The sequence below is a fragment of the Nocardioides sp. 31GB23 genome (genome assembly GCF_040012395.1).
GTDB lineage: Bacteria > Actinomycetota > Actinomycetes > Propionibacteriales > Nocardioidaceae > Nocardioides > Nocardioides salarius.
The window spans coordinates 1-12,087 of sequence record NZ_JBDYKJ010000049.1; the positions used below are offsets into that span (position 1 = coordinate 1).

Here is a 12,087-nt window from a genome sequence, read left to right on the forward strand (position 1 = left end):
GGCAGGGGGCGGGGCGGGGCTACTTCTTCTGGCGGCGCGAGCCGCCGTGCCAGTCCTCCTGCACGCCGGCCTCGTCCTCGGCGACCCCGAAGGCGCGCAGCTGGGGCAGCTCGCGCAGGCTGCGCTTGAGCTCGGCGAAGCCGGGGAAGGTGGCCAGCCCGACGACGTGGTCCCACAGCGCGCCGGCCTCCTCCTCGCTCGGCAGCCGGCTGATCACCGGGCCGAAGAAGGCCGCGCCCTCGGGCGGGGCGATGTGCAGGATCGGGGTGCCGACGTCCTTGCCGGTCAGCGCGAGCGCCTCGTCGGTCTCGGCCCGCAGCTGGGCGTCGTACGACTCGTCGCCGTAGGCCGCGGCCAGGTCGGCCGGCAGCCCGGCCTCCTCGAGCGCGGCGCGCAGCAGCTCCTGGGCCCGCTCGCCGTCGGGCATCCCGCCGCCGCTCTCACCCGGGTCGACGTCGAAGATGCGCGCGGTGATCGCGGGGTAGAGCCGGGCCACGGCGTCGGGGCCGTGCTCGTCGCGGGCCCGGGCGCACACGCGCAGCAGGTGGAGACCGGCGGTGTGGCCCGCCTCGTACTCGGGCGGGAAGTGGGAGTCGTAGTCGACGTGCGCGTTGAGCAGGCGCAGCGAGATGAAGCGCCACTCCACCTCGTGGCCACGCTGCTCGGCGACCATCCGCACCCACTTGCTGGTCATCCAGGCGAAGGGGCAGACGGGGTCGAACCAGAACCGGACGTGCGGCAGCGCCGCTGTGTCGCTCATGCCCCCACCCTGCCAGCCCGCCGGTCGGCCCGGCCACCACCTGTCCAGGGCGGCTGCATGAGTCCCCGGCCAGCCGGGGGCTCATGCGCTTGATGGGTGTTGCAACCCCTGACAAGTGCAGGAGTCCCCGGTCGGCCGGGGACTCATGCAGGCCCCGGCCACCCCACCCTCAGGAGCCCTGGGCCAGGGCGCGGGAGCGGTCGCGGGCGGCCTCCATGGCGGCCAGGAAGGCGGCGCGGACCTTGTGCACCTCGAGCTCGCGCAGCGCCGAGGCGGTGGTGCCGCCGGGCGAGGTGACCTGCTCGCGCAGCACGGTGGGGTGGGTGCCGGTCTCGCGCAGCATCTTGCCGCTGCCGACCAGGGTCTGGATGACCAGGTCGGTGGCGGTGGCGCGGGGCAGGCCCAGGTGCACGCCGGCCTCGATCATCGACTCCACGACGAAGAAGATGTACGCCGGCCCGGAGCCGCTGATCGCCGTCACGGCGTCCTGCTGGCGCTCGGGGATGCGCAGCACCTTGCCGACCGACGACATCAGGGTCTCGACCTCGGCGAGGTCGGCCTCGCTGGAGTGCGACCCCGGGGAGATGGCGGTCATCCCCTCGTCGACGAGCGCGGGGGTGTTGGGCATGACGCGCACGACCGCGACGCCCTCGGGCACCCGCGACTCGATGTAGGCGGTGGTGATGCCGGCGGCCAGGCTCACCAGCAGCACGCCGGGGCGCAGCACCGGCGCGATCTCCTCGAGCAGGTCGGCCATGTCCTGCGGCTTGACGACCAGCGCGACCGTGTCGGCCTTGGCCGCGGCGCTGCGGTTGTCGAGCACGGCGACGCCGTAGCGCTCCTCGAGCTCGTGGGCGCGCTCGGGCCGCTTCTCGCCGACCATCAGCCGGTCGACACGACGCCCCGCGCGGACCAGGCCCGAGAGCAGGGCCTCCCCCATCACGCCGGCGCCCAGGATCGCTGTCTGAGAGGTCATGGCGCCCATCCTCCCAGCCCGCGCCGTCCGGCGCGGGCAGCAGTCACTTCTTGGAGACCAGCGAGCGCGCGAAGAAGGCCAGGTTCTGCGGGCGCTCGGCCAGGCGGCGCATCAGGTAGCCGTACCACTCCTGGCCGTAGGGCACGTAGACCCGCACCCGCTCGCCGTTGGCCGCCAGCCGGCGCTGCTCGTCGGGCCGCACGCCGTAGAGCATCTGGAACTCGTAGCTGCCCTGCGGGCGGGCCGCGCGACCGGCCAGCGAGGTCGCGATCTCGACCAGGCGGGGGTCGTGGGTGGCGACCATCGGGTAGCCCTGTCCCTCCATCAGCACCTTCAGGCAGCGCACGTAGGAGCGGTCGACGTCGGCGGCGTCCTGGTAGGCCACCGACTCGGGCTGCGCGTAGGCGCCCTTGCACAGCCGCACCCGCGAGCCCTCGTAGGCGAGCTCACGGCAGTCGTCCTCGGTGCGGTGCAGGTAGGACTGCAGCACCGCCCCGGTCTCGGGGAAGTCCTTGCGCAGCTCGCGCAGGATCGCCAGCGTCGAGTCGGTGGTCGTGTAGTCCTCCATGTCGAGGGTGACCGTGGTGCCGGCGTTGCGCGCGGCGCGGCAGATGGTGCGCGCGTTCTCGAGCGCGACCCGGTGCCCGCCCTCCGGCGCGACGTCGACGGGCAGGAACTGCCCGATCGCGCTGAGCTTGAGCGAGACCTCGGTGCCCGAGGCCAGCCCCTTCGCCGACAGCGCGGCGAGCACGTCGACGTACGCCGCCACGGTCGCGTCGGCCTGCGCCCGGTCGCTGGTGTCCTCACCGAGGAAGTCGAGCGTCGCGGTCAGGCCGTCGGCGGCGAGCTCGCCGGCCGCGCGCACGGCGTCCTCGGTGCCCTCGCCGGGCACGTAGCCGCGGACGATGCCGGCCGAGACCGGGAGGGTGCTGACGAGGTTCTTGACCTGCTGGCTGCGGGCGAGCAGGAGCAGCGGCTGCCGGAGGAGGGCCATGGGCAGCAGGCTACGTCGCTCCTCCAGCCCGCGTCTCAGGCGGTACGCCGCCGCAGCGTCGCGGCGCCCAGCACCAGCGCACCGGCCACGAAGCCGGCCACCACCGCCAGGTCGCGCCAGACCTCCCCGGTGCTGGTCGAGGCCGACAGGGTGAGCATCGCGTCGACGGCGTAGGACAGCGGCAGCGCGTCGGAGACGGTCTCGAGCACCGGGGGCAGCGCGTCGCGGGGCACGAAGAGCCCGCAGAGCAGCAGCTGGGGGATCACCACGGCCGGCATGAACTGCACGGCCTGGAACTCGCTGCGGGCGAAGGCGCTGACGAACAGGCCCAGGGCGGTGCCCAGCAGCCCGTCGACGACGGCCACGAGCACCAGCATCCACACCGGCCCGGTGATCTCGAGGCCGAGCAGGGTGGTGCTGACCAGCACCGTGACCAGCGACTGCACGACGGCGACCAGCCCGAAGGCGGCGGCGTACCCGCCGAGCAGGTCGAGGCGCGCGGTGGGCAGCACCAGCAGCCGCTCGAGGGTGCCGCTGGTGCGCTCGCGCAGCGTGGTGACGCTGGTGACCAGGAACATCACGGTGAAGGGGAAGATCGCCAGCAGCGCGGGGCCGACGCGGTCGAAGGCCCCGGCGTCGACGTCCTCGAACATCCACCACAGCAACGCGACCAGCAGGGCGGGCAGCAGGAGCAGCATCGCCATGGTGCGGTGGTCGTGGCGCAGCTGGGTCAGCACCCGGGCGGCGACGGCGGCGGTGACGCGGGCGCTCACGGCTGCTCCCCTCGGACCAGGGCGACGAAGGCGTCCTCGACGCTGGCGGCGCCGGTGCGCTCGCGCAGCCCGGCGGGGGTGTCGTCGGCGACCACCCGGCCCTCCCGCATCAGCAGCAGCCGGTCGCAGCGCTCGGCCTCGTCCATCACGTGGCTGGAGACGAGCACGGCCGCGCCCTCGGCGGCGAGCTCGTGGAAGCGGGTCCAGAGCCGGGCCCGCAGCACCGGGTCGAGCCCGACGGTGGGCTCGTCGAGGACCAGCAGCTCGGGGCGGCCCAGCAGCGCCAGCGCCAGCCCGACCCGCCCCCGCTGGCCGCCGCTGAGCCGGCCGACCACCTGGCCGCGCTGCTCGTGCAGGTCGACGACCTCGAGCACCCGGTCGACCTCGGCGGCGCCCGCGCGCAGCACCCGGGCGAAGAACGCGAGGTTCTGGGCCACGGTGAGGTCGTCGTAGACCCCGGCGGCCTGGGTGGCGTAGCCGACCCGGCCGCGCACGGGGGCGCTGCCGGCGGGGTGGCCGAGCACGGTGACGCTGCCGCTCGTGACGACCTGGCTGCCGACCAGGGCCCGCATCAGCGTCGTCTTGCCGCAGCCCGACGGGCCCAGCAGCCCGGTCACGCCGTGCCCGATCCGGACGTCGAGGCCGGGCAGCACGGTGCGGCCCCCGCGGCGTACGACGACCCCGGCGAGCTCGGCCACCGGCGCGTCGGCCGGGGGCTCAGGTGGCCGCGACCGCGAAGTGCTCACGGGCGAACTCCAGTGACTCGCGCAGGTCGGCCTCGCGCTCCTCGCGCGAGCTGCAGCGGCGGGTGTTGATCTCGAGCACGATGTCGCCGTCGAAGCCGCTGCCGGCGAGGTGGCGCAGGAAGCCGGCGGCGTCCATCTCGCCGCGCCCGGGCACCAGGTGCTCGTCCTTGGGCGAGCCGGTGCCGTCGGTCAGGTGCACGTGGCGCAGCCGCTCCCCCAGCCGCGCGGCCATCTCGACCGGGTCGTCCTGGGCGATCGCGGCGTGCGACAGGTCGATGGTGGTGCTCGCGTAGCCCTCGGTGGAGGGGTCCCAGCCCGGCAGGTACATCTCCATGCCGGTCGCGGCCCGGGAGGTCACCTGGGCGCGCCAGGGGTACATGTTCTCGACCGCGAAGAACAGCCCGGTCGACTCCTCGAGGGCGGCGATGCCGTCGACGAAGCCGCGGGCGTAGTCCTTCTGCCAGCGGAACGGCGGGTGCACCACCACGGTGCGGGCCCCCACCGCGTGCGCCATCTCGGCGGAGCGCTCGAGCTTGCCCCAGGGCTCGGTGCCCCACACCCGCTGGGTGAAGAGCAGGCAGGGCGCGTGCACGGCGCACACCGGCATCTCGTGGTGCTCGGAGAGCTGCTGGACCGCGGAGGTCTGCTGGCTCAGCGCGTCGATGCCGACCATCACCTCGACGGCGTCGTAGCCCAGGTGCGCGGCGTGGGCGAAGGCGTGCGCGGTCGACTCGGGGTAGACCGACGAGGTGGACAGCCCGATCCGGGTGGTCACGGCCGCTCCTGCCTCAGCCCAGCACGCTGAGCTGGTCGAGGCGCTCGAGGATGACGCCCTCGCGCAGCGCCCAGGGGCAGATCTCGAGCTCGGCCAGGTCGAAGATGTCCATGCAGGCCTCGGCCACCAGCGCGCCGGGCAGCACCTGGTGGGCGCGGCTCGGCGAGACGCCGGGCAGCGCGGCCAGCTCGTCGTGGCTCATCGCGACCAGCTTGGGGATCCACTCCGAGAGCGCCGCCAGCGACAGTGCCCGCGGCACGAGCGGGCCCTCCGACGACGCGGCCGCGCCGCAGATGCGGGCCAGCGAGCGGAAGGTCTTCGAGGTCGCCGCCGCCGTGTCGGGCGCACCGGCACGCAGCAGGTGGCCGGCGTCGCGGGCGATCTCGGCGCGGATGCGGCGCCGGAGCTCCCGGATGGCCTCGTCGTCGGGCGCGCCCGAGCCGAAGTGGGTGCGCGCCAGGCGCGCCGCTCCCAGCGGCAGCGACCAGGCCACGTCGGGCGCCTCGTCGGGCCCGCCGGCGATCTCGAGGGAGCCGCCGCCGATGTCGAAGACCGCCAGCCGCCCGGCCGACCAGCCGAACCAGCGGCGTACGGCCAGGAAGGTCAGGCGCGCCTCGTCCTCGCCCGAGAGCACCGCGATGCGCACCCCGGTGCGCTCGTGGACGTGGTCGAGCACCTCGTCGGCGTTGGCCGAGTCGCGCACCGCGGAGGTGGCGAAGGCCAGCATGTCCTCGCAGCCCTTGTCCTCGGCGACCGCGACCGCCTGGGCGGTGAAGGCCGTCAGCGCCTGCACCCCGGCCTCGGAGACCGCGCCCTCGTCGGGGCCGTGCTCGACCAGGTGCTCGGCCAGGCGCAGCGGCTCCTTGTAGGAGTACGCCGGCAGCGGGGCCGCGCCGCCGTGGGCGTCGACCACCAGCAGGTGCCCGGTGTTCGAGCCGATGTCGAGGACGCCCAGCCGCATGGGTCCAAGGTACTCCCCGGGGCCGCCCGGGAACGTAGGGTGGCCCGATGCCCGAAGTGGACCTCGTCTTCCCCCGCGCCTGGGTCGAGTTCGTCAACCCCGACGACCACGACGAGGTGCTGCGCTGCGACCTGACCTGGCTGACGTCGTCCTACACCTGCATCTTCGGCCAGGGCTGCCCCGGGATCTTCGCCGACGCCCCCGACGTGGGGTGCTGCACGCTCGGCGCGCACTTCGCCGACGACGCCGACGAGGAGCGGGTCGCGGGCTTCGTCGACCAGCTGTCCCCGCACCAGTGGCAGCAGCACCCGGGCCGCGCCGTCGGGCGCGACGACTGGGTCGAGCTCGACGACGAGGGGGCGCGCAAGACGCGGGTCACCGAGGTCGACGGCCAGCAGGCCTGCATCTTCCAGAACCGGCCCGGCTTCGCCCCCGAGGACCCCGAGGCCGGCCCCGGCGGGGCCGGCTGCGCCCTGCACGGCCTGGCCCTCGACCTGGGGCTGCACCCCCTCGAGACCAAGCCCGACGTGTGCTGGCAGCTGCCGATCCGCCGCACCTTCCGCGAGGTCGAGCGCACCGACGGCACCGAGTACACCGAGGTCAGCATCGGCGAGTACGACCGGCGCGGCTGGGGGCCGGGCGGGCACGACCTCGACTGGTACTGCTCGGGCAACACCGAGGCGCACGTCGCGGTCGAGCCGGTCTACGTCACCAACGAGGCCGAGCTGCGCGAGCTGATGGGCTCGGCGGCGTACGACGAGCTGGTGCGCCACTGCGAGGCGCACCTGCGCTCGCGCTCGGCGCTGGCGCTGCACCCCGCCGACCCGCGCTGACTCCCCGGCCTGCTCGACCTTCTCGGCCTTCTCGACATCGAGAGAACCGACCCCGCCGTCGCCCCGTGACCTTGCGGAGTTCACAATCGTCGGTATGCGCCTGGACCACCTCTCCTACGCCGCCGGCCCCGACGGTCTCGCCAGCACCGCGCAGCGCATCGGCGGGCTGCTGGGCCGCGACTTCACCGACGGCGGCATCCACCCGCGCTTCGGCACCCGCAACATGGTGCTGCCGCTGGCGCAGGACACCTACCTCGAGATCGTCGAGGTCCTCGACCACCCCGCCTCTGACAAGGCGCCCTTCGGGCAGGCCGTGCGCGCCCGCTCGGCGCTCGGTGGCGGCTGGCTGGGCTGGGCCGTCGCGGTCGACGACATCTCGGTGGCCGAGCAGCGCCTGGGCCGCGAGGCCGCGCAGGGCAGCCGGCACCGCCCCGACGGCACCGAGCTGCGCTGGAAGCAGATCGGGATCAACGGGCTGATGGCCGACCCGCAGCTGCCGTTCTTCCTGCAGTGGGAGGTGCCCGCCGACCTGCACCCCAGCCACGGCGCCGACGACACCTACGCCCTGGCCTGCCTCGAGATCGCCGGCGACCCGCTGCGTGTCAGCGAGTGGCTCGGCGAGCCGGTCGAGGCCCCGCTCGAGGACGTCAAGGTCGAGTGGGTCGCCCCGCACGGCACCCCCGGCGTGATCGCCGTGCAGATCCAGACCCCCGGCGGCCTGGTCCGGCTCTGAAGGAGCCCACGGTGCTGCCCGAGGGCACACGGCCCAGCCCCAACATCTGGCACCACACCGACACCTACGAGCTCGAGAACCACGCCTTCGACCCCGACCGGCGCGTCGAGGCCGTGATCGAGGAGCTCGGCGGCTGGGCCGGCCGCGACGTCCTCGACGTGGGCTGCGGCACCGGCTTCCACCTGACCCGCTTCGCCCGCACCGCCGCCTCGGTGACCGGCGTCGAGCCGCACCCCGACCTGCGCGCCATCGCCGCGCGTCGTACCCGACGGCTCTCGGCCGACCGGACGGTCACGGTGCTCGAGGGCACCGCCCAGGACCTGCCGCTGCCCGACGCCAGCATCGACGTGGTGCACGCCCGCTGGGCCTACTTCTTCGGCCCCGGCTGCGAGCCGGGCCTCGGCGAGCTCGAGCGGGTCGCGCGCCCCGGCGCCACGGCGTACGTCGTCGACAACGACGCGAGCCGCTCGACCTTCGGCGCCTGGTTCGCCCGCGGCTTCCCCGAGCACCCCGCCCCCGAGGTCAAGCAGGAGTTCTGGGCGGCGCAGGGCTGGCAGCGCGAGCCGGTGCTGACCCGCTGGGTCTTCGACACCCCCGCCGACCTGGAGGCGGTGGTGCGCATCGAGCTGCCCGGCCCGGCCGCCGAGCAGGCCCTGGCCGAGCACGCCGCCGCCGGCGGTGGCACCGAGGTCGACTACGCCGTCGACGTGTGGTGGCGCCGCTACTGAGCGCCGCCCCCGGTCAGACCCGGTCAGACCCGGTCGGGGCCCGAGGAGTCGCGCACGACCAGCGACGGGGTGAGCAGCACCCCCTGCTGGGCGACGCGGGGCCGGCCGAGCAGGCCCTCGAGCGCGGTGACGACCTCGATCGCGACGTCCTCCAGCGGCTGGCGCACCGAGCTCAGGCCCGGGCGCACGACCTGGGCGACCTGGGAGTCGTCGAAGCCGACGACCGCGACGTCGTCGCCGACGCGCGACCCACGCAGCCCCAGGGTGTGCAGCACCCCCATGGCCAGGGTGTCGGAGGCGCAGACGAACGCGGTGGGCGCGGCCTCGTCGAGGAGCACCTCGCTGGCCTCGCGGCCGCTGGCCACGGTGTCCTCGACGCGCGAGGCCAGGCCCGAGGTGGGCAGGCCGGCCTCCTTCATGGCGCGGTGCCAGCCGGCGCGGCGGTCCTCGCCGATGCGGGAGTCCTTGCGCCAGCCGATCCAGGCGATCTTCTCGTGGCCCTTGGCCAGCAGGTGGCGGGTGGCGCTCTCGCAGCCGGCGGCGCCGTCGACGTCGACCCAGGCGTGCGTGGCGCCGGGGTTCTCCCAGGGCCGCCCGAACGCCACGAAGGGCGCGCGGCGCCCGTCGAGCCACTCGGCCTGCGGGTTGCCGAGGTAGGTGTCGGTGACGACGAACGCGTCGACGGCGGTCGAGCGCAGCAGGTCCTCGTAGCCCGAGAGCGGGTCGGTGGGGTCGCCGGTGAAGAGCAGCACGTGGTAGCCGGCCTCGCGCGAGGTCTCGACCAGCGAGTGCACGAAGCGGTCCATCGTGGCGTTGGCGGTGCCCTCCTGGGCGGCCTGGATGCGCAGCCCGATCAGGTGCGAGGCGCGGGTGCGCAGGTTGCGGGCAGCGCGGTTGGGCAGGTAGCCGAGGTCGGCGATGGCCTGCTGGACGCGCAGCAGCGTGTCGGCGCGCAGCAGGTCGGGGTTGTTGACCGCGTTGGAGACCGTCTGGCGCGAGACCCCGGCCCGCTCGGCGACGTCGGCCAGCGTGGGCGGCAGGCCGGACGTGCGGGCGCTGGTGCGGGACACGGCCACCCCCTCGTCACCTCTTGATCGTTCCAAGTCCGACGGGAGCACTGTAACCACGACGGCCGCTCGGCGCTGTCGGTGCCCTGGCCTAGCGTGCCGTGCATGGCGAAGTCCTCCGCACGTGCTGCTCGGCCCACCTACCGCTGCTCCGAGTGCGGCTGGGAGACCGGCAAGTGGGTGGGGCGCTGCGGCGAGTGCCAGGCGTGGGGGTCGGTGGCCGAGGCCGCCGCGGCGCCCACGCTGCGCACCGCGGCCTCGCCGGTCACCACCCGCGCGGTCCCGATCGGCGAGGTGTCGGTCGAGGAGGCCGGCTTCCGCACCAGCGGGGTGCCCGAGCTCGACAGGGTGCTCGGCGGCGGGCTGGTGCCCGGTGCCGCGATCCTGCTGGCCGGCGAGCCCGGCGTCGGCAAGAGCACCCTGCTGCTCGAGGTGGCCGCCCAGACCGCCCGCTACCAGCGCCGCACCCTCTACGTCACCGGCGAGGAGTCGGCCTCGCAGGTGCGCCTGCGCGCCGACCGCACCGGCGGGGTCCACGACGAGCTCTACCTGGCCGCCGAGACCGACCTCGGCGCGGTGCTGACCCACATCGAGGAGACCCGGCCCCAGCTGATCGTCGTCGACTCGGTGCAGACCATCGGCGCCTCCGGCGTCGACGGGGTCCCCGGCGGCGTCACCCAGGTCAAGGAGGTCGCCGCCGCGCTGATCCGGGTCGCCAAGACCCGCGGCATCACCACGGTGCTCGTCGGCCACGTCACCAAGGACGGCGCGATCGCCGGGCCCCGGGTGCTCGAGCACCTCGTCGACGTGGTGCTGCACTTCGAGGGCGACCGCAACTCCCGCTTCCGCATGGTGCGGGCCATGAAGAACCGCTTCGGGCCGGTCGACGAGGTGGGCTGCTTCGACCTGGGCCCCGACGGCATCAGCGCCGTGGCCGACCCGACGGGGCTCTTCGTCGAGCAGCACCACGGCCGGGTGCCCGGCACCTGCGTCGCGGTGACCATGGAGGGCCGCCGGCCGATGCTCGCCGAGGTGCAGGGGCTGGTGACCCCCTCGCCGCTGGACCGGCCGCGGCGTACGACGTCGGGGCTGGACGGCTCGCGGGTCGCGATGGTGCTCGCGGTGCTGGAGCGCCACTGCGGGCTGCGGCTCTCGATGCAGGACGTCTTCGCCTCCACCGTCGGCGGCGCACGGCTGCACGAGCCGGCCAGCGACCTGGCGGTGGCCATCGCCCTGGTCTCCTCGCACCTGGCCATCGCCCCGCCCACCGGCGTCGTGGCCATCGGCGAGCTCGGGCTGGCCGGCGAGCTGCGCCGGGTCCGCGACCTGCCCCAGCGCATCGCCGAGGCCGCCCGGCTCGGGTTCCGGCACGCGGTGGTGCCGACCGAGCCGGGCCGCCGCGGCCAGGGCGTCGGCACGCCCCGCGAGATCGAGGGCATGCGGGTGCTCGAGGTGCCCGGCATCGCCAGCGCCCTCGAGGTGCTGCGGCTGACCGACCGGCCCGGCTGAGCCCCACCATGATCCGGGCCCGCCCGGAATGATGACGCGCGCCCGGCCGGACCGCTCTAGACTCCGCAGACAAGGGCGGATCGACCGCCCGTCCCCCCATGGAGGAGCCCCGTGCCCGCCGAACGCTCGGACGACCTGCTGCGCCTGCGCGAGACGCTGGCCTCGATCGCCCCGGGCACCTCGCTGCGCGACGGCCTCGAGCGCATCCTGCGCGGGCGCACCGGCGCCCTGATCGTCATCGGCCAGGACGAGCGGGTCGACGAGATCAGCACCGGCGGCTTCGACCTCGACGTGCCCTTCACCGCCACCGGCCTGCGCGAGCTGGCCAAGATGGACGGCGCGATCATCGTCGACGCGAGCCTGACCCGCATCGTGCGCGCCGCGGTGCACCTGATGCCCGACCACACGATCCCCTCCGAGGAGACCGGCACGCGGCACCGCACCGCCGACCGGGTGGCGCGCCAGACCGGCTTCCCGGTGATCTCGGTGTCGCAGTCGATGCAGATCATCGCGGCGTACGTCGGCTCGACGCGCCACGTGCTCGAGGACGTCGGCCAGATCCTCTCGCGCGCCAACCAGGCGCTGGCCACCCTCGAGCGCTACAAGCTGCGCCTCGACGAGGTCTCCAGCACCCTCTCGGCGCTCGAGATCGAGGACCTCGTCACCGTCCGCGACGTCGCCGTGGTCGCCCAGCGCCTCGAGATGGTCACCCGCATCGCCCGCGAGATCGAGGACTACGTGCTCGAGCTGGGCACCGACGGCCGGCTGCTCTCGCTGCAGCTCGAGGAGCTGATCACCGGCGTCGACACCGAGCGCGAGCTGGTGGTGCGCGACTACCTGCCGGCCGGGCGCAAGGCCTCGACCCCCGAGGAGCTGCTGCACCAGCTCGAGGCCCTCTCCCCCACCGCCCTGGTCGACCCGGCCGCCACCGCCAAGGTGCTCGGCCTCGGCAACGGCGAGCACCTCGACGGCGCCGTCGCCCCGCGCGGCTACCGCCTGCTGGCGAAGGTGCCGCGCCTGCCCGGCCCCGTCGTCGACCGGCTCGTCGACCACTTCGGCACCCTGCAGAAGCTGCTCTCCGCCGGCATCGACGACCTCCAGGCCGTCGAGGGCGTCGGCGAGCTGCGCGCCCGCAGCGTCCGCGAGGGCCTCTCCCGCCTCGCCGAGTCCACGATCCTGGAGCGCTACGTCTGAGCCGCCCGCGGGAGTTTCATCGGCCGGCCGACAGAACT

Annotated in this window: 13 protein-coding genes; 5 read left to right on the top strand and 8 right to left on the bottom strand. The window is 74.5% G+C overall.

All coding sequences use genetic code 11. The features are described 5' to 3' along the window. Nucleotides 1-19: 19 nt before the first annotated feature. From ABKW28_RS15450 to ABKW28_RS15480, 7 genes are all read right to left on the bottom strand, one after another. Complete coding sequence (locus tag ABKW28_RS15450) at nt 20-760, bottom strand: hypothetical protein (protein WP_193668076.1); 741 nt, start codon at nt 758-760, stop codon at nt 20-22. 169 nt (nt 761-929) lie between these two features. Next, entirely contained in the window at nt 930-1,736 is an 807-nt protein-coding gene (gene proC / locus ABKW28_RS15455; RefSeq protein ID WP_193668077.1) for a pyrroline-5-carboxylate reductase, read from the bottom strand. A gap of 43 nt (nt 1,737-1,779) precedes the next feature. Next, on the bottom strand, nt 1,780-2,730 hold the full coding sequence (locus tag ABKW28_RS15460; protein WP_193668078.1) for a proline dehydrogenase family protein: 951 nt from the start codon (nt 2,728-2,730) through the stop codon (nt 1,780-1,782). Between the two features lie 35 nt (nt 2,731-2,765). Further along, nucleotides 2,766-3,503: an ABC transporter permease gene (locus ABKW28_RS15465; RefSeq protein WP_348611266.1), complete on the bottom strand. Its 738-nt coding sequence runs from the start codon at nt 3,501-3,503 to the stop codon at nt 2,766-2,768. Then, the gene (locus tag ABKW28_RS15470) at nt 3,500-4,249 is read right to left on the bottom strand and encodes an ABC transporter ATP-binding protein (RefSeq protein ID WP_348611271.1); all 750 of its coding nucleotides are present in this window, start codon (nt 4,247-4,249) and stop codon (nt 3,500-3,502) included. Before ABKW28_RS15470 ends, ABKW28_RS15465 begins: the two co-directional genes overlap by 4 nt. After that, nucleotides 4,221-5,024, bottom strand: coding sequence for a sugar phosphate isomerase/epimerase (locus ABKW28_RS15475; RefSeq protein ID WP_348611274.1), 804 nt, complete (start codon nt 5,022-5,024; stop codon nt 4,221-4,223). Before ABKW28_RS15475 ends, ABKW28_RS15470 begins: the two co-directional genes overlap by 29 nt. Before the next feature lie 13 nt (nt 5,025-5,037). Continuing rightward, nucleotides 5,038-5,985, bottom strand: coding sequence for a Ppx/GppA family phosphatase (locus tag ABKW28_RS15480; RefSeq protein WP_341229894.1), 948 nt, complete (start codon nt 5,983-5,985; stop codon nt 5,038-5,040). A gap of 47 nt (nt 5,986-6,032) precedes the next feature. On the opposite strand from ABKW28_RS15480, the gene ABKW28_RS15485 reads away from it, so the two are divergent. The 3 genes from ABKW28_RS15485 to ABKW28_RS15495 all read left to right on the top strand — a co-directional run bounded on the left by ABKW28_RS15485 (nt 6,033) and on the right by ABKW28_RS15495 (nt 8,279). Beyond that, on the top strand, nt 6,033-6,818 hold the full coding sequence (locus ABKW28_RS15485; RefSeq protein WP_348611277.1) for a hypothetical protein: 786 nt from the start codon (nt 6,033-6,035) through the stop codon (nt 6,816-6,818). 94 nt (nt 6,819-6,912) lie between these two features. Further along, nucleotides 6,913-7,551 (top strand): VOC family protein, encoded by a 639-nt coding sequence (locus tag ABKW28_RS15490; RefSeq protein WP_341229892.1) that lies wholly within the window; start codon nt 6,913-6,915, stop codon nt 7,549-7,551. An 11-nt stretch (nt 7,552-7,562) separates the two neighbouring features. After that, nucleotides 7,563-8,279, top strand: coding sequence for a class I SAM-dependent methyltransferase (locus ABKW28_RS15495; RefSeq protein WP_348611280.1), 717 nt, complete (start codon nt 7,563-7,565; stop codon nt 8,277-8,279). Between the two features lie 23 nt (nt 8,280-8,302). Here the strand turns inward: ABKW28_RS15495 and ABKW28_RS15500 are convergent, their stop codons facing one another. Then, complete coding sequence (locus tag ABKW28_RS15500) at nt 8,303-9,349, bottom strand: LacI family DNA-binding transcriptional regulator (RefSeq protein WP_348611283.1); 1,047 nt, start codon at nt 9,347-9,349, stop codon at nt 8,303-8,305. A 102-nt stretch (nt 9,350-9,451) separates the two neighbouring features. On the opposite strand from ABKW28_RS15500, the gene radA reads away from it, so the two are divergent. Next, nucleotides 9,452-10,855, top strand: a complete 1,404-nt coding sequence (radA, locus tag ABKW28_RS15505) for a DNA repair protein RadA (RefSeq protein ID WP_302705451.1) — start codon at nt 9,452-9,454, stop codon at nt 10,853-10,855. A gap of 111 nt (nt 10,856-10,966) precedes the next feature. Beyond that, nucleotides 10,967-12,049, top strand: a complete 1,083-nt coding sequence (gene disA, locus ABKW28_RS15510; protein WP_348611286.1) for a DNA integrity scanning diadenylate cyclase DisA — start codon at nt 10,967-10,969, stop codon at nt 12,047-12,049. Nucleotides 12,050-12,087: the final 38 nt, after the last annotated feature.